This window comes from Streptomyces sp. NPDC020747 (assembly GCF_044334695.1).
Classification (GTDB): Bacteria; Actinomycetota; Actinomycetes; order Streptomycetales; family Streptomycetaceae; genus Streptomyces.
The window spans coordinates 121,233-145,739 of sequence record NZ_JBIRTJ010000020.1; the positions used below are offsets into that span (position 1 = coordinate 121,233).

Annotated in this window: 10 protein-coding genes and 4 pseudogenes; 8 read left to right on the top strand and 6 right to left on the bottom strand. The window is 68.9% G+C overall.

Features of this window, described 5'->3' with window-relative positions; translation table 11 throughout:
• Window positions 1-27: 27 nt before the first annotated feature.
• On the top strand, window positions 28-402 hold the full coding sequence (locus ACH4YP_RS40645) for a hypothetical protein (protein WP_398496154.1): 375 nt from the start codon (window positions 28-30) through the stop codon (window positions 400-402).
• Between the two features lie 93 nt (window positions 403-495).
• On the opposite strand, the gene ACH4YP_RS40650 is transcribed toward ACH4YP_RS40645, so the two are convergent.
• The 4 genes and pseudogenes from ACH4YP_RS40650 to ACH4YP_RS40665 form a co-directional block, all read right to left on the bottom strand.
• Window positions 496-933, bottom strand: a complete 438-nt coding sequence (locus ACH4YP_RS40650; protein WP_398496156.1) for a hypothetical protein — start codon at window positions 931-933, stop codon at window positions 496-498.
• A 172-nt stretch (window positions 934-1,105) separates the two neighbouring features.
• Window positions 1,106-1,342, bottom strand: a pseudogene (locus tag ACH4YP_RS40655) (transposase); the annotation flags it as partial.
• Window positions 1,230-1,797, bottom strand: a pseudogene (locus ACH4YP_RS40660) (winged helix-turn-helix domain-containing protein). The pseudogenes ACH4YP_RS40655 and ACH4YP_RS40660, both read right to left, overlap by 113 nt.
• 356 nt (window positions 1,798-2,153) lie before the next feature.
• Entirely contained in the window at window positions 2,154-2,903 is a 750-nt protein-coding gene (locus tag ACH4YP_RS40665; protein WP_398496158.1) for an SDR family NAD(P)-dependent oxidoreductase, read from the bottom strand.
• A 241-nt stretch (window positions 2,904-3,144) separates the two neighbouring features.
• Between ACH4YP_RS40665 and ACH4YP_RS40670 the strand changes: the two genes are divergently transcribed.
• A complete protein-coding gene (locus tag ACH4YP_RS40670; RefSeq protein WP_398496160.1) occupies window positions 3,145-4,053 on the top strand; it encodes a LysR family transcriptional regulator in 909 nt (302 codons plus the stop codon).
• A gap of 423 nt (window positions 4,054-4,476) precedes the next feature.
• Window positions 4,477-4,926, top strand: a pseudogene (locus ACH4YP_RS40675) (transposase); the annotation flags it as partial.
• A 741-nt stretch (window positions 4,927-5,667) separates the two neighbouring features.
• On the opposite strand, the gene ACH4YP_RS40680 reads toward ACH4YP_RS40675, so the two are convergent.
• Window positions 5,668-6,252 (bottom strand): hypothetical protein, encoded by a 585-nt coding sequence (locus ACH4YP_RS40680; RefSeq protein WP_361061831.1) that lies wholly within the window; start codon window positions 6,250-6,252, stop codon window positions 5,668-5,670.
• A 466-nt stretch (window positions 6,253-6,718) separates the two neighbouring features.
• On the opposite strand from ACH4YP_RS40680, the gene ACH4YP_RS40685 reads away from it, so the two are divergent.
• From ACH4YP_RS40685 to ACH4YP_RS40705, 5 genes are all read left to right on the top strand, one after another.
• Window positions 6,719-7,924 carry a glycosyltransferase gene (locus ACH4YP_RS40685; RefSeq protein ID WP_398496162.1) on the top strand — a complete coding sequence of 402 codons (1,206 nt, stop codon included), beginning with the start codon at window positions 6,719-6,721 and terminating at the stop codon, window positions 7,922-7,924.
• A gap of 816 nt (window positions 7,925-8,740) precedes the next feature.
• The gene (locus ACH4YP_RS40690) at window positions 8,741-12,679 is read left to right on the top strand and encodes an amino acid adenylation domain-containing protein (protein ID WP_398496164.1); all 3,939 of its coding nucleotides are present in this window, start codon (window positions 8,741-8,743) and stop codon (window positions 12,677-12,679) included.
• Entirely contained in the window at window positions 12,676-22,023 is a 9,348-nt protein-coding gene (locus ACH4YP_RS40695) for an amino acid adenylation domain-containing protein (RefSeq protein ID WP_398496166.1), read from the top strand. Before ACH4YP_RS40690 ends, ACH4YP_RS40695 begins: the two co-directional genes overlap by 4 nt.
• Window positions 22,024-22,048: 25 nt before the next feature.
• Window positions 22,049-22,921: a TauD/TfdA dioxygenase family protein gene (locus tag ACH4YP_RS40700; protein ID WP_398496168.1), complete on the top strand. Its 873-nt coding sequence runs from the start codon at window positions 22,049-22,051 to the stop codon at window positions 22,919-22,921.
• A 473-nt stretch (window positions 22,922-23,394) separates the two neighbouring features.
• Window positions 23,395-23,871, top strand: a complete 477-nt coding sequence (locus ACH4YP_RS40705) for a lamin tail domain-containing protein (RefSeq protein WP_398496170.1) — start codon at window positions 23,395-23,397, stop codon at window positions 23,869-23,871.
• A gap of 222 nt (window positions 23,872-24,093) precedes the next feature.
• Here the strand turns inward: ACH4YP_RS40705 and ACH4YP_RS40710 are convergent.
• Window positions 24,094-24,507: pseudogene (locus tag ACH4YP_RS40710) on the bottom strand (zinc-binding dehydrogenase); the annotation flags it as partial.

Sequence of the window (24,507 nt, forward strand, 5' to 3'; positions counted from 1 at the left end):
GTCGGGCTGGTCAGAGACACTCGCACGATGAGTGGTGGCGCGTTGCCTGGATCGGTCGACCGGGGTTGGGACGGGCCGTGGTACCGGGTTCGCGCAGACGCCTTCGAGGCATCATTCCTTCCCGGTCCGGACGAGGACCTGGGTGCAGTATGTAACGTCGATGTCTTCGTGCACCTTGATGACGGCTCCCGGTGGAGCGCAACTGTCTTCACGGTCACAGAGGTCGAACGCTTGATGGCAACGTGGGCAGGAAACGATGAGGCTCTCGGCGGCCGGTACTTCTGGGTCTCGGACGGCCTGATCGTCCGGGAGCCCGGCATCGACAACATGACTCAGGTGGTTGCCGGGCTGATCGACAACGGCGAGTTTTCCGAAGTCTTCCAGCGACTTGACAGCGACTGACCAGGCCCTCGGTCGCCATCACGGGGTGGCCGGTCAGGCCACTTCGGTTTCTCGCTCGATGGCCTTGAGGCGGAAGTCGCCTGATCCGGATCCTCAGACCTGCCCCAGTTCCTCGCCCGGCGGGATGAAGGCGTCGGCGTTGTCGGCATCGTCAACATGCCCGTGAGCATCCATCGTGATGGCCGTTGCCCGGCCCTGCGAGGAGATCAGCCACGCGAGCACCTGTTCCGTGAGCGGGGTTCTCCCCGGGCCCTCGTCCTTCCAGTGGGCCCGCCACCCGCCACCCGGCACTGCAGCTACGACCTGGTCGGCTTTCTCTAGGTGGGAGAAGTCCTCGTAGTCCGTGACGGGACGCATGGCGCCGCGCTTGGGGTCGACGACAAGTGCCGTTCCCGTTGCCGGGCCCCATGCCTCCACCCGCACCATGCGGCCGATCTCGGATTCGGTGCCGTTGAGGATGGCAGTCCAGCCGATTTGATTGAAGTAACGAAGATCCACTGCCCCATCATCTCGCATGGCAATGAGCGCCATTCGGCGGCTACTTGCTCTGCACATTCATCCATACCTACCTCTGCACATACGCAAGTACGCCGACAATCACGCTGCCGTCGACCACACTCAGGGCGAACAGCTCACCCTCTTCGACGAGTTGTCGCGGCAGCGCGTAGATGTCCTCGATGACTTCCGACCAAGGACGTACTGACTACTGACCTTGAATGCGTGATGTCGTCATGGCGGGGCGGAGTCCGGTGCCGGTGAGGCAGCCGTCGAGTGCGTCGCTGCGGTACGGGAGTAGGCGTACGCCCTGCAGGACGGCAGCGATGAGGTCATCGAGGTCGGCCAACGCGCGGTTGGCCAGTGTCGTCCGGCGGAGGATGGACCAGATTCCTTCGACCGGGTTGAGGTCGGGAGCGTAGGCAGGCAACTGGTAGACGGTGAGCCCAGCCGGCCACCGCTTCCTCGTCCCGCTCAACTGCCCGGCGGGCGGGGACCTGACAGGTCCAGCCGTGCCGCTTGAGCAGGGCTGCGACGCCCTGGACCGTGTAGCTCTTGTGGAACCGGCGCCCGATCAGGGTCTTGATCCGCGACAGCGTCCAGGTCCGGTCCGGCCGGCCCTGCGCGACCGGTCCCTTGCCCAACTCCCTCTCCAGCACCGCGAACAGTTCGTCGCTCAGCAGCGGAAGCGACGCCGGGCCCTTCGACGTCAGTGCTCGCGGACCTTCTTCGGCCCACGCTTTCCGCCAGCGTTGCACCGAGCGGCCGGTGACCCGCAGATCACGGGCGACCGCGGCGGTGTCCGCCACCCCTGACGAAGCGCTCGGCGGCCTCTTTCCGCAACCGCTCACGAAACGCCCGACGTTCGGCGGTCAGCTCGCCACCCTGCGCATACCTCATGGAGACGGCATACCGCTGGGACCACCAGCTGTCAGCCCTCACGACACCACGCTTTGAAGGTCAGTAATAGTTCAGAGAATCGGAATCGCTCATCACCTGGGCCGCGATTACCCTTATAGCCAGGCAGATCACCCGTCGAAGCTCCCGCAGGAACGGGCAGTCGACCTCCCCCGAGGGATTCAACGCGACTGACCGTCAACAGTTCCCGAGCGGCCAAGTTTTCAGCCATCGAGCGGCGACGAGCTGACTGCCATACCCGGAGTTCTCGAACTCACCGCTCCCACGAATGCGCGGAGTAATCCCGCGCCAAAACCGTAGGACAAGCTCATGCCCAGTTCTACTCCGGCCGAAGCGGGCTACACCTGAGCCATACCGCCGTCGATGCAGAGTTCTGCACCTGTCATGAAACTGCTCTCGTCCGAGGCGAGGAACAGCGCACCATTGGCGATCTCCTCGGGAAGTCCGAGGCGGCCCATCGGGACAAGGGTACTCATCTGGGCTCGGACAGTTGCTGGATCTTGACCGAAGTACTCGGCCTGTCCGTCGATGATGAGCGTGTCGATAGGCCCCGGACTCAGCACGTTGACCCGAAGACCCCGGTCGCCGAACTCTGCCGCCCACGTGCGCGCGTAGGAGCGCACGGCGGCCTTCGCCGCGCTGTAAGTCCCTGCCCCGGGATCCCCCTTGAATGCCGTGATCGAGCCCAGCAAAACGATCGAGGCGCCCGTTCGCAGAATCGGCAGCGCCTTCTGGACGGTGAACAGTGTGCCGCGGGCATTGATGTCGAATGTGCGGTCGAAGTGTTCCTCGGTCACGTCCCCGAAGTTCGTCCGCTCAATGCTTCCAGCGTTCGCGACGATCACATCGAGGCGCCCGCTCTCCTGACGGATAGCCTCGACCAAATTGTCGAGATCACCCGAATCCGTAGCGTCTGCGGTGACCGCTGTGACATGTCCCTCAATGGAATCCTTCGCGGCTTCGAGTGCCTCCTTCCGTCGCCCCGTGATGTAGACGTGGGCGCCTTCACTTGCGAATCGCTGGGCAATCGCCAGACCAAGCCCCGCACTCCCGCCAGTGACGAGGGCTACCTTATTCGCGAGACGCATGCTTTCTCCTTGGGTCGAGACTGTGAGCACCGGAAACGTTGCTTTCCCTTATCCGGCTTTTGACAGTTGGCGTCGCTGGACTTGCGTGTCCGTAGGACGCGGCTGCCGTCCCGCAGCTTTCCGGTCCTAGTGGCTGCGCTGGGCGTGCACCACGGTAGGACCGGGCTCGACATAGAGGCAAATAGTGGCAACGTATACTCTGCATTGACATCTTCTATGTCATGTCGAAGGTTGGATTCGAATGAACCTGCGCCAATACGAATACGCCCTGGCCGTCGCCGACGAGGGCTCCATGACAGCGGCAGCAGAACGTCTGCGGGTCACCCAGCCCTCTCTGTCGCAGCAGATCGGCACCTTGGAGAAGCACCTCGGGGTGCAGCTGTTCACCCGTACCCCGAGCGGAGTGACGGTGACGGTGGCAGGGCGGGCTTTCCTCGCGGAGGCGAAGATCGCGACGACCGCATCCCGGCGTGCCATCACGGCCGCCCGCGCCGCCAACGGAGAACTGGCGGGGGAACTCATCATGGCTGTCCACATGGGCCTGGGAGCACGCCAACTGCCACAGGTATTGGGGCAGTTGCGCAATCGCCACCCGAAGCTGCAGGTGACTCTCCACGAGGAGCCCGATCCCACGGACATGGAACGACTGGTCCGCCAGGGAACCCTCGACATGGTCCTCGTGCACCGCGTCCCCGCCGGGTGCGCCTTCGACATTCACCCTCTGGGCGAGGAAGCCTACGTCGCCGTCCTGCCGAAGGGGCACCCGCTTCTCTCGGACGGCGCCGCCCTGCGCCTGGAAGATCTGGCGTCAGAGGGGTGGATCCGGTTCCGGCGCGCCAGCCTGCTCGACGACTACCTCGCCCGCCTCCTCGCCGACGCGGGCCTCAGCCCGCACACGGTGGCCCGAGCGTCACAGATCTCCACTGCGGTGCGGCTCGTGGCGCAGGGCTTGGGCGTCACCGTGGTCCCGGCCTCGGCCATCCCCGAAGGCTTCGAAGAACTGGCCTGCCCGCTACTCCCCTCCCTGACCGAGCCCGTCCTCGTCGGCGTGCGACGCAATCCGGGTTCCGCAGAGACGGCCATGCTCGACCATCTCAACCAGCAGAACTGGTGCGGCGCAGGCTTCCTCCGTCAGCCCGCAACTGATTGAGCGTTCCCTTTCCACGTTGCACCAATCTGGAACGACCTCGCGCCCCGAAGCCATTCACGCTGCCGCCCTGTCTCCACCGCTCAGCCTTTTGACCTGCCGATACGGGGTTCCGATGTCGAACGCGGTCCGGACTTGGTCGGCGTTTTCGCAGTTCAGGGGGCGTGAAGCTGGCCTCCGTCTGACCCTGAGCTCCGTCACCGAGTGGATCAGCGCGAAGGCAGGCCGCGATCGTGAGGTTGGTGCATCAGGGCGTCCTGCGGGATGCGTTCGCGGAAGTGTCACACCTCCCGACGGAGCTGTACGCATGTCTGACCGCGCGCGGCGCCGCGTTGTTCGAGTTGTGCGACGCACTGCCGTGCACGGACGGACCGGTGCGGACGCTGGTCGATCACGCGCTCGCACCTTACTGCTTTGCTGCCGACGGTGCTCGACCAGCGCAAGCTGCTGGCCGGGCAGATTGAGGAACTACTGGAGGCTCAGCCTCTTTCGAACGTCCTGACGTCGATGCCTGGAGTCGGCGTCAGGAACGGAGCCCGGATCCTGATCGAGATCGGCGACGGCAGCACCTTCCCCACCGCCGGCCACCTCGCCGCTTACGCCGGACTCGCCCCGGCAACCCGCAGTTCCGGGTCTTCAATCCGCGGCGAACAGCCCTCGCGGAGAGGAAACAAGCAGCTCAAACACGCCTTCTCCCTCTCCGCCTTAGCCGCCCTGGGCGACCCGGCATCGCGGGCCCACTACGACAAGAAGATCGCCCAGGGCAAGCACCACACCCAAGCCCTGCCATGCCTCACCCGCCGCCGGGCCGATGTCCTGTTCACACTGCTCAGAGACGGCACCTTCTACGAACCCGAGACACCCGGAGCAAGGTGAAGGCAACCGGTCTTGTCTGCGAACCAAGATCGTGCGGGGCCATGACGGAACCCCTACATCTCGTGAACCTCCACGGAGAACCCTGCTGCAAGGACGGAGTTCAGGTGCTCCGCATGCGCACCCAGCCATTGGCGTGCGCCAGAGAACTGTGCCGTCAGCTCGACGAGCACATAATTCTCTGAGCCATCAGTCGGCCCGCCGCAGACGCAGCAAAGGAGACGCTCGCTCGCCGCACCCGTCCACTCCGGTCCGTTCCCGCCCACTGCCACCGTCTGATCATCAACATGCACGGGCACATCGTTGCAGACGCCCTGAAGCAGCACTCATCCACATTGGCCAAAGAGATAGGCCCCACACACCACTCAGATGCCCGCTGCTGCTTGACGCACCAACCGCATCGCATGACTGCTTCGCCGCCAACACCACCCACTCGGCGATCGGCGCCCTCGAACTGCGAGGCCATCGGCCTCAGTGGACATGAGGGCGTCGGTCAACGTCTTGACCCGCGCGCGCAGATCGGGGCTCACCGCGTCGGGATTGTCTTCCGTAGGGGCATGCAGGGGCTGACTCTCGGGTGCGGTCGTCCTGCTGACCCCCTTCGGCCTCCGGCACCTCGATCGAGGATCAGCCCGTGGCCGTTCGTCCATCCAGACACTCGCTCTGACGCCAGGACAAACGCCCAGCTCAGAGGGAGGGAGCCCGTACACCACACCGTGGACCAAATCGTCGGCGCACAGGAAGTCAGCCTGCGGGGGTGTTGTAGTTGACGATCCCCTCCACCATGAGAGCGACGGCACCGACCAACGGGTTGGCCGTTCCCATGCCCATGACGTCGGGCAGCTTGTGCGCCTCGCTCTCGGTGACGGTCACCATGCCCCAGAACGCGTTGAAGCCCGAGGGATCCGCCGGCTTGTCGGTGGCCGCCCCCACGGTCAGGACGCCTCCCGCCTCGGCCACGGCCAACGCGCCCATCTGCCGCAGCGTGTCGTGATCCCGCTCCTCGGCGGCCACCACGCTCCAGCCCGTCACCTCCACCTGCCGTAAGGCCTCAAGGAGCTTGCCCGGCGTGTCCGGCCCCGCGACAACGATGTCAGGCAGGACAAGGGCCACCGGCCCCTGAGTCATCGGCAGGGCGGACCGGATCGCCCCGTCGAGACCAGGTCCGAACGATTCGCCCTGGTAGACGAAGACCATCTGGAAGATGTCGGCATAGCGAGCGAGGTAACTCACCGTGTCCATCTTGTGTGCTGCGAACACGACGACCAGGCGCACATTGAGTCCGCTCTTGGCGAGTTCGACGACGGCTTCCAGGCTGCGGTCCAGCACCGTGACCCCAGGAGCCAGACAATGCAACTCCTTCGAGTAAGGCGCACCGAAACGGGTTCCGTATCCGGCGCAGGGCAGGATGACCGAAACATCAGGTAAGGGTGTGGACGAACTCTGCATCGCGTAGCACTCCGGTTGTGTGGACCATGGGGGATCTTGCACACCTCGCCGAGCACAGGCTGCCCAGAGCAGGCCGACGCCGAACCTCCGGCCCCACACGCAACATAGCCACCGAGAGGACCGCTCCCGGTAACTCCCGAATGCGCAAGTCTGCTACTGAATAGGCGAATTGACCCACGCAACCAAGCGCGATGACGCAAGGCAACCGGGCGCCTGCAGTAAACACGCGACCTACACTGCTGCCGATCATTCCTGACGCCCGACGTATCTCCGCAGGCGGCCATCACCCCGAGCCCCGGCGGAAACGGCTCAAGCGCAGGGAAGACTCGACGGAAGAGGACGCTGAATGCGGGTGCTGTTATCTACATACGGGACACGTGGCGACGTCGAACCGCTGGTGGCACTCGCGGTACGGCTACGGGCACTCGGCGCGACGGTAAGAATGTGCGCCCCGCCGGACGAGGAATTCGCCAAGCGGCTCGCGGGTATCGGAGTGCAACTGGTGCCGGTCGGGCCACCCGTCAGGGAGTTGATGCGCGGGAAGAGCCTGCCCTCGGCAACGGAACTGGCCCGGTACAGGAACGAGTTGGTCGAGACGCAGTTCGACACCTTCCCTGCGGCGTTCGACGGATGTGACGTGGTGCTGGCGGCAGGTCTGGGGCAGGTCGCCGCGCGATCCGTGGCCGAGGCCGCGGGTATCTCCTACGCGTACGTGAGTTATGCGGCGGTCCACCTGCCGTCGCCGCACCACGCGCCACCGCCGCGGCCGGGCTGGCCGAAGCCCGAGGTCGCCGACAACCGGACACTGTGGGAGTTGGACGCCCAGAACGTCAACGCGCAGTTCGGCGAGGCACTCAACAGTCACCGGGAAGCCCTCGGTCTGCCACTGGTGGACAACGTGCGCGATCACATCCTCACCGACCGTCCGTGGTTGGCTGCGGACCCGGTCCTGGGAGCGTGGCGGGAAACCCCCGGCCTCGACGTCGTACAGACCGGCGCATGGACCCTCCCGGACGAACGGCCCCTACCTGCCGACTTGGCGAGGTTCCTGGACGCGGGCACCCCGCCGGTCTATGTGGGCTTCGGCAGTCTGTCCCCGGCCGAAGGCATCGGCGGCATGGCCGTCGAGGCGGTCCGCGCACAGGGGCACCGCGTGCTCGTGTCCCGCGGTTGGGCCGACCTGGATCTCGTCGACGGCGGGGACGACTGCTTCGCCATCGGCGAGGTCAGCCATCAGAACCTGTTCGGCAAGGTGGCCGCTGTGATGCACCACGGTGGCGCGGGTACGACGCTGACGGCGGCGCGGGCGGGCGCGCCGCAAGTGGTGATACCTCTCCAGCTGTCGGACAACCCGTACTGGGCCGGCCAGGTGGCGGCACTGGGCCTCGGTGCGGCCCCCGATGCTCCGACCGCGACCGTCGGTTCTCTGGGTATCGCGCTCAAGACCGCCCTGTCACCCGAGACCCGGGCGCGTGCGAAGTCCCTGGGCAGCCGGTTCCGCGCCGACGGAGCGGAGGTGGCCGCGCGCCGGTTGGTCGACGGGACGCGGTGAACAACGCCGGCCCGTAGCGCTCGGACCGATCCGGGCGAGTGGGCCCCGGGCAGGGCGAACCCGTCCGGGGCTTCGGCATGCGGGGACCATGGCCCACGGTCATCGATCACGCCGAGATCGATCACACTGCGGCTGACACCACGCCCTCGGTTGCCGGCGCCCGGGTTCATGGATGACGGCGTGTACGCGGGCGGCACGACCGAAGCGAACATCGGCCTATTGGCCTCATTTGGACCGCTATCTTCAGGCAAACCTCTTAATGTCGCATGCCGAGCGCAAACAGCGTTCCGTCGCCGAATGCTTGTGGCGTTGGTCACGGTTGACCACTTGATCGGAGCGCATTTAGCATCAACCGAAATGCGTCACCGCACGAGTGGCCGAATAACAGAAGCGTCCGCAATCGTCACTCTGCGCGCACCTCGCGCAAATTTGACGGAGTTTTGATTGACAGATGGCGATTTCCACAAGCTTGCGCGAGGCTCCGCCGAGTCCGCGAAAGTCCGGTTCGAAATCCCGAACAGTCCGCCGTCCATGCTGTTCACGCAGCAGCACAACGAGGAAGTCGACCAGGCCGGACAGCCGATCACCCCAGCCGTGGTCCAACGAAGGCCCTGGATCCGCAAGCATTGTTTTGAGATCGCACTTTGACTACAACGCTCACATTCCGGACGTCAGTCTGATACTCCGGGAACGTCGGAACTGATTTCCGCCGCGTTCTCTTCTCGTGAAGGGTAATCCGTGTCTTTACCCCGAATCGCAGTCAGTAATCATTCCGACGACAGCACTCATTCCGACGAAGAGACAAAATCCACACCCTTGTCACTGGCGCAGGAACGCCTGTGGGCCATGGCGCTCATGGACGGAGACGCCAGCGCCGCCTACAACGAGCCGATGCCCTTCGACATCCGGGGACCGCTGGACCGGGACCTGCTCGTCATGGCGCTGGATCTGCTCGCGGCCCGCCACGAGGCCCTGCGCACCCGGCTGGTCCCCTCAGAGGGTTCGGCTCTTCAAGTCGTCGATCCGCCGGACACGGGGTTCCCGGTGGCCTTCGAGGATCTGACGGGACTACCGGACCGGGCCGAACGGTTCGCACGCATACGGCTGGAGGTGGAGGGCGCCCCGTTCCGCCTGGGCGAGGAGCCCATGGCGCGCGGCTGCCTGATAGCGCTCCAACCGGACCATCACGTACTGATCCTGGTGGCACATCACATCGTCTTCGACGGCTGGTCCCGCTCCCTGCTACTGAAGGAGCTGGGTCTGATGTACTCCGCGCTTCAGCAGCGGCAGGACGTCTCGCTGCCCGAACTTACCTGGCAGTACAGCGATTACACGCGTCGGCAGTGGGAGTGGATGTCGGGAGACGAACCCGCCTCGCACGCCGGCTACTGGACCACCGCACTGGCCGACACCCCGACCGTGATCTCCCTGCCCACCGATCGGCCGCGCCCACCCGAACAGGACTTCCACGGCGACCGGCTGCCCGTGACCGTCGACGAAGACCTGACACGCGCCCTGCGCGCCCTGGCTTCTGACAACGATGTCTCCCTCTATGCGACCGTCCTCACCGGCTGGTCCGTACTGCTGTCCCTGCTCTCCGGGCAGGACGACATCGTGGTCGGCGCCCCCACATCGAACCGCCGGCGCGGCGACGTCGAGGGTCTGGTCGGCTTCTTCGTCAACACCCTCGCCCTGCGCACGGACCTCTCCGGCTCCCCCACTGTCAGGGACGCCCTGAGGCAGGTGAACCAGCGGACCCGTGACGCCCTCAGGCACGTCGACCTCCCCTTCGAGCGAGTCGTCCAACTGGTCAACCCGCCGCGGAGCCCCGCCTACACGGCCCTGTTCCAGACCATGTTCGCCTGGGTCCCCTCCATGCGGAGGAAACTCGAACTTCCGGGGCTGGACGTCGAGTTACGCGAGGACGCCGCCCACGTACCCGCGAAGTTCGACATGGTCCTGGCCCTCGCCGATGAAGGCCGGCACCTCATCGGGGAGATCGACTACGCGGTGGCGCTCTTCGACCGGCCCACGGCAGAACGGTACGCACGTCAATTCCTGCGCGTGCTGCGTCTGATGACCGAACAGCCCGATGCCGAGGTCGCCGACCTCACACTGCTCGACGAGGACGAGCAGCGGACACTCCTCGCCACCTTCAGCACGGGGCCGACCGTCACGGACCCGGCATCGGAGGGCGTGCTGGAGCGTTTCGCCGCGCACGTCCGCCGACGACCCGGGCAGTGTGCGGTGGTGGCCGACGACGTGGAGCTGGACTACGCGACCCTCGACCGCCGCGCCAACCGTCTCGCCCACGCGCTGATCGCCCGTGGTGCCGGTCCCGATCGAGTGGTGGCCCTGCACGTCGGCCGTACGGCCGAACTCGTCGTCGGCGTGCTCGGCATCCTCAAGTCCGGAGCCGCCTATCTGCCCCTCGACCCCGGCCAGCCCCCGGAGCGGCTCACCGCCATGGTGAGCGACGCCGCACCGGTCCTCGTGCTGACCGACCAGAAGGACACCGCGGACGACGACGGACAGTTGTGGAAGCTCCTGTCGAAGGTGGAGGCAGAGGGCACCCACGACGAGGCGCCGGCCATCGACACGGACCCGTCTCGGCTCGCCTACGTCATCTACACCTCGGGATCGACCGGCCGGCCCAAGGGCGTGGCGGTGACACACGGCAGCGTCGTCAATCTCCTCGACCACTGGCGCGAACTCATGGGGGACGCTCCCGGCGAGGCGTCATCAGCCTGGTCGAGCATCGGCTTCGACGCGTCGGTGCACGAACTCCTCGTCCCGGTGACCACCGGCGCCATCCTCCACCTGGTCCCCGACGAACTCCGTACAGACCCTGCGGCATTGCTGGACTGGATGCGCGAACGCAAGGTCACCCAGGCGTTCCTGCCCCCGTCCTACGTCCAGTGGATCGGCGAGGACCCGGCCACACGCCTGGCCGGATCGAACCTGCGTCAGCTCCTCACCGGAGTGGAGTCCCTGCCTGAGAGCACCCTGCACCGCATGCGTGAGCTGCTGCCCGGCCTGCGTATCTGCTTCGGTTACGGCCCGACCGAGGCCACCCTCTACTCCACCGCCTACACCGACCCGCAGCCGTACGAGCGGTCATGTCCCATCGGGCGGCCACTGCGCAACACACGCCTGTACCTGCTCGACGACCGAATGCGCCCGGTACCCGTGGGAGTCACCGGAGAGGTCTACCTCGGCGGGGCAAGTCTGGCCCGTGGATATCTGAACCGCCCCGACCTCACCGACGAACTCTTCGTGCCCGATCCGTTCGTCCCCGGTGAACGCCTCTACCGCACCGGCGACTTGGCGCGCTGGCTGCCGGACGGCAACGCCGAGTACGTCGGCCGCCGCGACGACCAGCTCAAGCTGCGCGGCTTCCGCATCGAACCCGGCGAGGTGGAGGCGGCGCTGCTGGCGGTCCCCGGAGTCCGGGAGGCGGTCGTCCTGGCGGATCGCGACACACCCGGTGGCCCCCGCCTGGTCGCCGGCGTGGGATGTGACGCCGATGCCACGCGGATGCCGTACGAGTGGCGTGCGGCCCTGGGGGGCCGTCTGCCGGACTACATGATCCCCGCCGTGGTGGTCGAGTTCCCGCGGCTGCCGTTGAACCGCAGCGGCAAGGTGGACCGGACAGAGGTGCTGCGCGCCGTGGCAGGAACCCGCGCGGGGCCGGTCAACACGGCCGCTCCCCGCGACCATGTGGAGCTGGCGCTGTACCGGGTCTGGCGCGGGGTGCTGCTGCACCCGGACATCGGCGTCAGTGACAACTTCTTCGAGCTGGGCGGCACTTCGATATCGGCGATCAAGATGGCGTCCGCCGTCCAGGAGGAACTCGGCGTCGCCCTGCCCGTCCGGGACGTCATGCTGCACCCCACCATCGAGGCGCTCGCCGAGCGGGTGCGCGGCGACGTCGGCGATACCTCGCAGTCCGCGGAACCCGGCAGCCTGGTCGAATTCCGTGCGGGCGACGAACGACAGCGCGTGGTGTGTGTGCATCCCGCCGGCGGCACCGCGTTCTGCTACCTGCCGCTGTCCGCCGAACTGGCCGACGACATCGGTGTGGTGGGACTTCAGGCACCCGGCATCAATCCCGGCGAGTCCACCCTGCCCGGTGTCGAGGCGATGGCCGAGGAGTATCTGCGGCTCGTCCGTCCTCGCGCCGACGAGGCGCTGGTGCTGTGCGGGCTCTCCTACGGCGGTCTGATCGCGTACGAGATGGGCCGGCGCCTGGTGGCGGCCGGACACGAGAGGGTGAGCGTGGTCCTCCTTGACACCCACGGTGCCCAGGACGACGAGCAGCGCGCCGCGATCGCGCCGGTCGGCATGGCGGAGTTCCGGGAGAAGCTGGTGCGCTTCAACGGCATGTACCCGGGGATCGACGACGACCAGGTGGCCCGGTACCTGAACGTCTACAACCACCATCGCGAGACAGGGCGCGACTACGCCGTACCCGAATCGCCCGCCCGTGTCGTGCTGATGCAGGCGACGGCCGTGGAGGACGAGGACGCGGACGTCGAGGATGCCGCCGCTCGTCTACGCGCTTTCTGGCGGCACCGCGTCAGCGGTGAGTTCGTGGTCGAGCCGGTTGCCTGCGGCCACTGGGACATGTTGGAGAGCGACGAACTGCCCCGCGTCGCCGCCGTCCTCACCACCGAACTGCACCGGCTGACATCCGCCCCCGACCAGGGCGAGACGGAGCGCACAGCGCCTTCAGGAACGGCGGAGGCACGATGAAACCGCACGTCGAAACGTCCCGCACCGACGTGGCCGAGGACTTGAGCGTCCCGGCCGGAATAGCCATCGAGATTCACCGCCGAGCCCTTCGCACGCCACACGCCGAGGCGGTCGTCGACGGCGAGGTCCGCCTCGACTACGCGACGTTGAACGTGGCAGCCGCGACCGTCGCCCAGGAGCTGGAGCGCCAGGGCGTCACCGCGGGGCAGGCGGTGGCGGTGGCGATGCCGCGGTCGTGGCGGCTGGTCGGCGTGATGCTGGGCATTCTGCGGCTGGGAGCGCAGGTCGTGCCCCTCGACACACAGAGCCCCGCCGAACGCCGTCACTTCATCCTCCGGGACTCCGCCGCGGTCGCCCTGGTGCACGAGACGACCGAGAGCGTCACCGACCTCCCGCACGACGTGAAGGCGCTCGCCGCGGACGCACTTCTGCCGGAACTTCCGGACGCCGCTGCCGCCGTGGAGGCACCGTCCGCCCCGGGCGAGGTGTCCTTCCTGTTCTACACCTCCGGAACGACCGGTCAGCCCAAGGGAGTCGAGGTCCGTGACGCGGGAGTCCGGCGACTGGCCCAACCCGGCTACATCCGCGTCGAACCCGGTCTGCGCTATGCCTGCCTGGCCAATCCGGCGTTCGACGCGCTGAGTTTCGAAGTCTGGGTGCCCCTGCTGACCGGTGGCTGCTGCGTGGTCCTGAGCGACCGGGAGACGCAGACTCCCGAGCGGCTCGCCGCGGCACTGCGGCACGAGCGCGTGGACACCCTCTTCATCACCACGGCGCTGTTCAACGCGATGGTCACGGCTGTGCCGGACTGCTTCGCCTCGGCCGGCGAGGTTCTCGTGGGCGGTGAACAGCTCAACCCCCACGTGATGCGCCGCTGGTACCGGGACAACGCCGACAGCGGCACCCGTCTGTTCAACATCTACGGGCCGACGGAGTCCACCACCTTCGCCCTGTGCCATCCGATCCCGCGCGACTTCGACGGGGACGTGGTGCCGATCGGCAGACCCCTGCCGCAGACCGGTGCGGTGCTGGTCGTACCGGGCCAGGAGCGGGTCGCCGCGCCCGGTGAGGTCGGCGAACTCCTGCTGAGGGGAGCCGGACTCGCCGTCGGATACCGCAACCTTCCCGAGGAGACCGAGCGGCGTTTCGTACGGCTGCCGTGGCTCGACGGTGGCGAGGAGCCGCACTACCGCACCGGTGACCTCGTACGGGCCGGCGACGGGGGCCTGATGGAGTACGTCGGACGAACCGACCGCCAGGTCAAGGTCCGTGGCTTCAGGATCGAGCCCGGCGAGGTGGAACGGCGCGTTCTCACCCACCCAGCGGTCCAGCGGGCCCACGTGTGCACGAGCCGCGCGGGCCAGGAGGGGCCCAACGAACTGCTGGCGTTCGTCGTCCTCCAACAGGAGCTGTCATACGAGGAGTTCGACAGCCACCTGGCGGCCCATCTGCCCGCCTACATGCGCCCCCACCGGATCCATCTCACGGCTGAGCTGCCGCTCAACGCCAACGGCAAGGTCGACCAGGCCGCCCTGTTGCGGCGGGCCGGCCGCCCTTGGCGACCCGCCGCCGCCGAATCCGACGGACCGGCCGCGACGGAGACGGAGCGCCGGGTCGTCGAACTGGCCGAGGAGATACTCGGCACCACCGGCCTCAGGCTCGGCGACCGGTGGATCGCCAGCGGCGGTGACTCGTTGAAGGCTCTTCGGTTCTGCTTCGCCGTACGACGGCGATGGGGCCGCGAGCTGACTCAGGCGGCCGTCCTCCACGGCGACCTGGCCGCCGTCGCCCGGTCGCTCGCCACGGTCCGTCCCGGCGAGGAGAGCGCCTTGCCGGCACCGGTGGTCTCCGGTGCCCGCTCGGCGCCCGCCACCAGCGAACAGCAGAGGCTGTGGCTGGTGGAGCGCCGCACCCCGGGTTCCCGGGCCTACTCCGTCAACCAGGCCTTCCGCCTGGACGGACCGGTCGACACCGCTGCCCTCCGGCGAGCCCTGCGAAGCCTGGTGGCACGCCACGAGGCGCTGCGGACGAGCTTCGGCCTCGGGCCGGACGGCCTGGAACAGACCGTCGGCGAGGCGTACGACCCCTGGCACGAGCCGGGCCGTCGGCAGGCCTGGGACGAGAAAGAAGCACACGCCTTCGCCGACACCTTCTTCGCCGAGCCCTTCGACCTCGCCCTCCCCCGCATGCTCCGAGCCTGCTGGCTGCCGCGTGACGGCGGCGGCACACTCCTGCTGCACCTGCACCACATCGCCGTGGACGGCTGGTCGTTGAGCATCCTGCTGCACGACCTGTCGGCCGCCTACGCCGGAAGCGCCGGGCACGAGGCACCCGCTCCGACCCCGCTGGACTTCGCCGCCTGGCAGAGCGACCGGTTCGCGAGCACCGCCTACCGGGCACGGCGCGATGAACTCCTCGCGTTCTACCAGGAGTTGGTGGAACCGCGGGAGCCGCTGCCCGCCCAGGACGCGGGTCCGCCGCCGCGGGCGCGTCTGCTGCACACGTCGCTCGACGTCGTTCGGCGGGCCCAGGTGGACCAGCTGTGCGCCGAGTTCGGGCTGACCCGGTTCCAGGTCCTGCTGAGCGTGTTCTCCTGGTGCCTGTACGGCGTGAGCGGCCTGGTCCGCCCGCGCATCGCCGCCCCGGCCGCGGGCCGCCCGGTGCGCGAGTTCGAGAACAGCGTGGGCATGATGGCGAACACCGTGCTGCTGCCCCTGACCGTCGCGCCCGGTGAGGACCTTCGCTCGCTCCTCGCCCGTGCGAAGAGCGACACAGGGCAGGTACTGGGGCGCCAGGACGTGGCGCTCACGGATGTCCTGACCGGCTGGGAGGCCGTCGGCGACGGCACACCGTTCGACTTCCTGTTCGTCCTGGAGAACACCGACTTCGGGGCGCTGCGGCTGCCCGGTTGCACCCAGCGCCCCCTGTGGTGGGGGGCACCGGAGGCCAAGTGCCCGATGACGGTCTCCGTGGTCGAGCACGCGGACGGACTCGACGTGCTGTGGGAGTACGCCGAGGACCGGTTCACCGGTGAGGACGTCGAGGCGATGGCGGAACTGTTCCGGCGGGGCGTGGACGCGCTCGCGGCCGGTGGCCGCTCCACCGCTCGTGAACTCGTCGTGCCGTACCGGCGGTCCCTCCCGGAGCACGGGCGCGGTCCCGCCCCGGAACCCGGCTTCACCACGATCGCCGAAGGCTTCGGCCAACAGGTCGCCCGTACTCCGGACTCCCTCGCCGTGGTCACGGCCGACGGCGGCACCCTGAGCTACGCGGCCCTCGACGCCCGTGCCGCGGCCCTCGCCACGGAACTGGCCGACCGCTACCCGATCCCGGCCGACGGCAGCCCCTGCCGGGTGGCCCTGTATCTGGATCCCTCCGCCGAACACGTGGTGGCGCTCCTGGCACTGGCGAGGCTGAACGTCACCGCCGTCCCTCTCGACCCCTCCTACCCGGCCGATGTATTGCGCCGCGTCCTGGAACGGATCGACCCGCTGTGTGTCCTGGCCACGCGGGACAGCTCGGCGACACTGAACACGCTGCTCCCGGACGGTGTGGTGCGCCACCTCCTCGTACCGGGCGCGGATCGGGCGCCGCGGAAGGGCGACGGCACGAGTGCGTCGTACGACGGGCACGCGTATGTCCGAGGCGAGGTCATGTATGACCGAGGCACGGTGAGTGCGCCGACACATGACGGCGCACGCCCCCTGTACGCACTGTTCACCTCCGGCTCCACGGGCGTCCCCAAGGGCGTGCAGATCCACGACCGCACGCTGTGCGACCTGATCAGGTGGCAGTCCGGTCCCGGCGGCCTGACCGCTCCCGCGGCCACCCAGCAGTTCTCGATGCTGGCGTTCGACGTGTCCTTCCAGGAGATCTTCGGGACACTGTGCACGGGTGGCAGCCTGCAGCTCGTACGTCCCGAGTGGCGTCAGGACGTGCCCGCGCTCCTGGACCGGCTGGAGTCCGCGGGCACCGAGCGGATCTTCATGCCCTACGTGGCCCTGCAACTGCTGGCCGAGTACGCCGTCCGCCTGAACAGGTATCCCTCCCGGCTGCGCGAAGTGGTCACCGCGGGCGAGCAGTTGGTGTGCACCGACAGCATCCGGCGCTGGTTCGCCGGACTCCCCGGCGCGCGCCTGTTCAACCACTACGGGCCGACCGAGACACATGTGGTCAGCGCCCTGTGTCTGGGGGGAGATCCTGGGCAATGGCCCGAACGGCCCGCCATCGGGGGCCCGGTGGCCGGCGCCGACCTGCGTGTGGTGGACGCCCAGGGCGACCCGGCCCCGACCGGATGCACCGGCGAGCTGCTGATCGGCGGCACCATGACCACCCGCTGTTACCTCGACGAGCCCACACTGGACGACGCCCGCTTCGTCGAGCTCCCCGGCGCGGGCCTGTTCTACCGCAGCGGTGACCGGGCGTTCTTCGACCGTGCGGGCCTGCTGCACTACGCGGGCCGCGACGACCAGCAGATCAAACTGAGCGGGCACCGGCTCGAACTCGGTTCCGTCGAGGCGGCCCTGCTGCGCCATCCGGCGGTGGTCAACGCGGTCGTCACCCGTGACGGGGACCGGCTGACGGCCGGCCTGGAAGTCCGTGGCGAAGCACCGTCCTCCGACGACCTGACCGCGCACCTCTCCGCCCTTCTGCCTTCCTACGTACGTGTGGACCGCTTCCGCAGGCTGGAGAGACTGCCCCGCACACCCAGCGGCAAGCTGGACCGGCAGGCGGTCGCCCGGGCGCCGGGGGAAGAGTTACGTCGTTCCGCGATCGCCCGAACGGGCCTGTCGGCCGAGGAGGAGCGCCTCACCGCTGCCTTCGAGGAGGTCACCGGGTCGACGATCGCACCGGACCAGACCTTCTTCGAGGCGGGTGCCTCCAGTCTCGCCCTGATGCGCTTCCACCTGCGCTGCACCACGGCACTCGGTCTGCGCTTCGGCGTCGCGGACCTCTTCGAGCACGTCACCGTCCGCTCGCTGGCCCACCACCTCACCGCCCCGCGGCCACTCACCCCGTCGGCAGCGAAGGATGACGGGCCCCCCGAACCCGGGGAACCGATCGCGGTCGTCGGCATGGCGGTACGGGTGCCCGGCGCCCCGGACCTGGCCGCCTTCTGGGCGTTGGTGGTCTCCGGCGGCACCGGAATCCGCCGTATCGACGCGCCGGAGGGAGTCGTCGGCGTGCACAGCACGCTCGACGGCATGCTCGGCTTCGACCCGGGCCACTTCGGCATCAGCCCTCAAGAAGCACGTCTGATGGACCCTCAGCAGCGTCATCTGCTGATGGCCGGTGTGCAGGCCCTGGCGCACGCGGGAGTGGCGGACACCTCGGCCACCCGGGTGGGCCTGGTGGCCGGTGCCGGGGAGAACACCTACTTCCAGTCCCTGCTGCGCGAGGCGGACCCCGGCCGGCTGCCCGACGGCTTTCAGCTCGCCCTGCACCATGAGAAGGACTTCCTGGCCACCAAGGTGGCTTACCACCTCGGGCTGACCGGCCCCGCCTTCAGCGCCCAGACTGCCTGCTCCAGCTCTCTGGTCGCCGTGCACCTCGCCGCCGGGCTGCTCCGGCAGGGCGAAGCCGACGTGATGCTCGCCGGAGGCGTGCTCGTCGACCCCGGGCTGACCGGCGGCTACCGCTACCGCCCGCAGCACATCTTCTCCGCGGACGGCGACTGCCGGCCTTTCAGCGACGACGCCACCGGCACGGTCGGCGCGAGCGGCGTCGGCGTCGTGGTCCTCAAAACGCTGCGGCAGGCACGTCGCGACGGCGACACCGTCCACGCAGTCATCACAGGCTCCGCGATCAACAACGACGGTGCGGCGAAGATGAGTTACACCGCGCCGTCGCTGGCCGGACAGCGGGAGGTGATCCGGACCGCCCTGTCCCGCGCCGGACGCACGGGCGCCGACCTCGGCTATGTGGAGGCGCACGGCACCGGTACCCGGCTGGGTGACCCGATCGAAGTGGGGGCGCTGCGGCAGGCGTTCGACGTGAGTGAGTCCGGCCGCTGCGCCCTGAGCTCCGTCAAGAGTCAGCTCGGCCACCTGGGCGCGGCCGCCGGTGTGGTGGGCCTCGTGCGCGCGGTCCTCGCCGTGCGCCACGGGACACTCCCGCCCAACCTCAACTTCCGTGCCTTCAACGCGGAGATCGGCCCCGATCCCACTCCCTTCCACGTCCCGGTCCGAGCCACGCCCTGGCCCGAGGGACGCCAACGAGTGGCCGCGGTCAGCAGCTTCGGGATCGGCGGCACCAACGCCCACGTCATCGTGGAGCAGGACACCGCGCCAGGACCGGTGGCGACCCGCGAGGTACCTGAGTGCCTCGTACTGTCGGCCTCCAGCGCGGATGCCCTGGCCGCCGACGCCGCCCGGATCGCCGACTACCTCCAACTGCGCCCGGAACGCCACGAGTTCGTGCTGCGCCATCTCCAGGCCGGTCGGGTCGCCCGCCGCCTGCGGACGGCGGCGGCCGTGGCGGACGCCGCCGCGGCCGTGGACTGGCTGCGCGCGGTGGCCGCGGGAGCGGTGCCGGTCGGTACCGTGGACCCGGACGCCACAGCGGTCCCAGCGGCCGATCGCACGGCCCGCGAACTCGCCGAGGACTGGACCGCCGGGCGCCCGGTCGACTGGGGGGCGGGCTCCGCTCCGGCGCCCTGGGACTTCCCTCCCCCGTCCTTCTCCCTCGCGGAATACGACTTCGACCGACTGACCGGCGAACCGCGCGAGGCCCCGGCCGCCACGCCCCGGCGGCTGCCGCGGGAGAACTGGCTGCACCAGCCGCACTGGGTCCGGCTGCGCCGTGCCGCTGTCGCGGACACGACCGTGCCGGCCGGCTGTACGTCCGCCGTGGTCGTCGTCACCTCCGACAACACCCCGTCGACAGCCCTCGCGCCCTTCGAAGCGGTGGCCTCGCGAGTGATTCAGGTGCGCCCGGCCGCCACCTTCGCCCGCAGAGGACCGGACTCCTACGACGTGGACCCCGCCGATCCGGCGTCCGTGCGACGACTGCTCGACGCGCTGTCCGAGGACGGTGCCCCAGTCTCCAGCGACACGGAGTGGGTGCACGCCCTGCCCCTCGACGTGACGGGGCCGGTCGGTCCCGGCAGCCTGGAACACGCCCGCCATGCCTGCCTGGACAGCACGGCGGCCCTGGCCCAGGCGCTGACCGGGCGCAACGGCTCCCCACGTGTGTGGTGGCTGTCGTACGGCGCCCGGCCCGTGACGGGAACGGTGGACAGGCCTGAACTGGCGCTCCTCGCCGGGCCGGTCGAGGTCGCCCATCAGGAGTCCGCGCTGAACGGCCATTGGCTCGACCTCCCCGACGGCGACCTCACCCGCTGGGCCGGACATGTGGCCTCGGTCGTCGCCGGAACACGTGGGGCCGGTCCTCCCGGCGAACCGGCCCTGCCACGCCAGCTCGCGCTGCGGCAGGGCTACTGGTGGCGGCCGGGCACCGTCCCCGTACCGGAGCCGGTGGGTACGCAGCCCCTCGTACCGGCCGGAGCCGACACCGTCCACCTGGTGCTCGGCGGCACGGGCGGTATGGGCCGCGCCATCGCCGCCTGGCTGCTCGAACACACCCGCGGCCGGGTGCTGTTGCTGTCGCGAAACCCGCGGCTGCCCGAGGAGTTGAGCGGCTGGGCCGACCGCGTCGGCCTCGTCCCGGCGGATCTCGCGACCCTGCCCGTTCACGAAGTGGCGGCGGCCGTCGCCGACCACACGTCACGGCTGGACGGCGTCATCCACGCGGCCGGTCTCGGACACGGCGGGCTGCTCGTACGACGTGACGCCACCGCGATGCGCGACGCCGCCGCGGTCCGCGAGCGTGGCGCACTCGTCGTCGAGCACCTGATCGGAGCCTTCCGCCCGGAGATCGCGGTCTACTGCTCCTCGATGTCCGCCCTGCTCGGCGGTGTCGGCCAGAGCGACTACGCGGCGGGCGCGAGCCTCCTCGACGGCTTCGCCCACCACCGGGCCACCGAGACGGAGGCGACCGTCCGGATCGGCATCGACTGGGACATCTGGAGCGAGACCGGGATGGCGACCCGGGCCCTGAACACGGACAGCCGTCATCAGGCCCACCTCGCGGTCGGCCTGACCGTCGAGGAGGGCAGAGCGGTCTTCGCCCATGCCCTGGCTCTGCAACTGCCGCAACTCCTCGTGTCCACAACGGACATCGAGGGCTCCCGAGCCTTCTACGCTCCTGCCGGGATCGCGGATCGGTCCTCGGGCTCCGGAGCGACGCCCCCGACGGACGCAGAGGCGGAAGCCTCCGACACCGGCGGTGTCGAGGAGCGAGCGGACGCCATGGCCCGGGTGATCCAGGATCTGCTGGGCGTGGACGAACTGGACCCCGAGGACTCCCTCTACGACCTGGGCGCCGACTCGCTGACCCTGATCGGCGTGATCGCCCAGATCGAGGACGACTACGGCGTCGAGTTCGACCTTGCCTCCTTCAGTCACCGCGTCAGCCTCACGGAGATCCTCAAACACATCGAGGCGGCCCTCGCCTCCACCGAGCGCACCACCGGGCCCACCATCGGGGCGGCCGGAAGCGCCTCCCGGGTCGTCCTCGACATCTGGCAGGAGGGAACCGGTTCGGCCGTCCTGTGCCTGGTGCACCCGGTGGGTGGGGACATCCAGGCCTACCGCTCCCTGGTGGCAGCCCTCGGACCCGCGCCGACGGTGTGCCTCATCGCCGACCCGGCACTCCGCGACACCGAGATGCCCGCATGGTCACTGGCCGAGCGGGCCCGTCACTACGACGCGGAGCTACGTGAGCGCTTCGGCGGACCGGACCACCGGCTTCATCTGGCCGGGTGGTCCTACGGCGCCCGCGTGGCGATGGAGATGGCGGGTCTCGCCGAGTCGGCCGGCCGGGCGCTGGAAGCGCTCTACTTGCTGGATCCGCCACCGCCCGAGGCAGAGGCGCTGGTCGCCGCCTACGACGAGACTCACCTGGAAAGAGTGTTCGCCGCCGAACTCGGGACCGGAGCCTCCTCGTTGCCGAGCGGGCACGCACAGGCGTACGCCGAGCGGCTGGCCCGCTGCTGCCGCGCCAACCTGCGCAGCCTCGGGGAACATCGCGTACGGCCGCTCGTCTCCGTCCCTACGTATCTGTGGCTGGCCGAACACCCCACGGCGGGCATGCCCACCCCCGCGGACCCTCAGGAGTCGGACCGGCAGTGGAACGCCTGCCTGCCTCCGTCCGCCGTGCTCAGGCATCTGCCCACGGAGCACTACGGCATCGTCGCGGCACCCCACGTGGACACGGTGGCCGAGACCATCAGGGCGACGCTGGCGCCCCCGGGTGCCAGTACCCGCGAAGCCACTGACCTGTAAACCCCACCCCCCTCCGGAGGTTGACATGGAGTCGTACGAACGCGAAGCACTGGAAGCGGTGACCACGCGCCCCGTGTACTCCTACCGCACGCTCACGGTCGAACGGATCACCCCTGTTCTGGGGGCGGAGGTGTCAGGCGTCGACCTGTCACAGGAGATCCCGGCGGAGCAACTGGAGGAGATCCGGGTCGCCTTCCGCGACCACCACGTCCTGGTCTTCCGCGATCAGACGATCACCGGCGAGCAACACAAGCGCTTCGCCACCGCCTTCGGCGAACCGCGCCCCGTCAACCCGCCGCCGCCCGAGGGCGATCCCTGCGTCCTGGAGATCCGCACGACGTCGGCCGCGGCGGACGTGGCGGGCAACGGCTGGCACGCGGACGGTACAGCCGACACCGAACCGTCGCTGGGGTCGATGCTCTACATCACCGAGATACCCGAGCCGGGATGCGGCGGCGACACCCTGTTCGCCAACATGCACCTCGCCTACGACATGCTCTCACCGGCCATGCGTGCCCTGTTGGACCCGCTGACCGCGATACACGACGGCGCGCAGGCCCTGGCGGGGTACACACCGCCCGCGGACTACGTCATTCCCAAGAGCGAACACCCGCTCATCGCCCGGCACCCCGAGACCGACCGCAGACTGCTGTACGTCAACAAGGCCTACACCAGCCGCATCCCGCAGCTCTCCGCCGACGAGAGCCGGGCCCTGCTCGACATGCTCTTCGACATCACCGCCCGCAGGCCGGTCCTGCACTGCCGCGTCCGCTGGACCCCGGGCACGCTGGTCTTCTGGGACAACCGGTGCGTCCAGCACCACGCGACGTACGACTACTACCCCTACGCCCGCTACGGCCAGCGCGTCGCCATCAACGGCGGCCCCGTCAAGGGCTGATGTTCTGAGGGGCCATCGCCGTCATGCCCGGCGGGCACGGACACGGGGAGCCCGGCACGGTTGGGTACCCGTGCAGTACCGCATCAGCGCCGATCCACTCGAACGCTTCCGGCGCACTGGAACAGCGGAGCGAGAAACCGGGTCGTCGACCTGTTACGGGTTTTGCAGGCACGGCGGCCGGGACGCGGAGGGAGTGCGGCAGGGGCGCGCGGGGCGCTGGTAACCGCTTCCGCGGCGGCCTTCCGGTGTCGGTGCTGGGGGCAGCGAACTGCCGTTGATCGTCCGCCGGGTTAGCTGCGGCCCGCATCCGACGGTCACGGAAATGTCCGCATACTGCAACACCAAGCAGGACATGTGCAGCGCCGGGCGGGCCGGGGCCAAGCTGTGGGTCCTCGGCACTCGCCGGGAACGCACACCGTCCCAGTTGGCCGGTCAGGGCCGGCCATCAGGACTCGCACCGTTGGGGGACCCCCATGTCATCTCGTACCACCCGTCGTATCGCCGCGGTTCTCGTGGCCGGCGCCGCACTCGGCGCGGTTGCCCTGCCCGCCTCCGCGGACAGCGGACCCCAGGACAGGCGCTCCAACGTCAAGATCAGCGACGTGCAGTACGACTCCCCCGGCCACGACAACGGCTCCAACCGCTCCCTGAACAAGGAGTGGGTCGAGATCACCAACACCGGCCGGCGCGGCGTCAACCTCAACGGCTGGACCCTCTCCAACAAGGACGGCCGCACCTACACCTTCAACCGCCTCCGCCTGGACGGCCACGAGACCGTCCGTGTCCACACCGGCAAGGGCCGCGACCACGACGGCCACGTCTTCCAGGATCGCCGCAACTACGTGTGGGACAACCGCTCCGACACCGCCACCCTGCGCAACGACAACGGCCGCCGCGTCGACGACGAGTCCTGGGGCCGCCACAACGGCGGCGGCAACCACCGCCGCTGACCCCACCGATACCGCGCCGAGGCCATGAAGACTCTCGGCACGGCATGACCTACTGCGGCGTCCCCGGGCGGCTTCACTCAGCGCCCCGGGACGCCGCTCGTCTGCGTCGGTGCGCGTACGGCCTGTCGTCCATGACGGCGCCCGCCGGCTCCTGGCCTCGGGGTGAACGCCGGCAGCCATCGTCGGCCCGACATCCAGCTGCGCACCCTCGGGCTTTCCCGCTCAGTCTTCGGTGACGCGGATGATCGTCTTGCCGGGGGTGCGCTTGTCCGGCGTGAACACGGAGGCCGCCTCGGCGAGCGGCCGGACGGCGCCGACGATCGGCTTGAGGCGGCCGTCCCGCAGCCGCTGGGCGAGCTCGGACAGGCGGGGCCGGTCGGGTTCGACGACGAAAAAGATGGCTCGCCCGTCGCGGGGGTGGACGGTCATCGGCTCGGCGATGGTGACCAGGGTGCCGCCGGGGCGGACCAGCGTGGTGGAGCGTTCGAGGATCTCGCCGCCGATCACGTCGAACACCACGTCAACCTCGCCGATGTCCTCCAGTTTCTCGGCCTGGAGGTCGACGAAGGCGTCCGCGCCCAGGCCGAGGGCGGTGTCGCGGTCGCCGGCCCGGCCGGTGCCGATCACCCGGGCGCC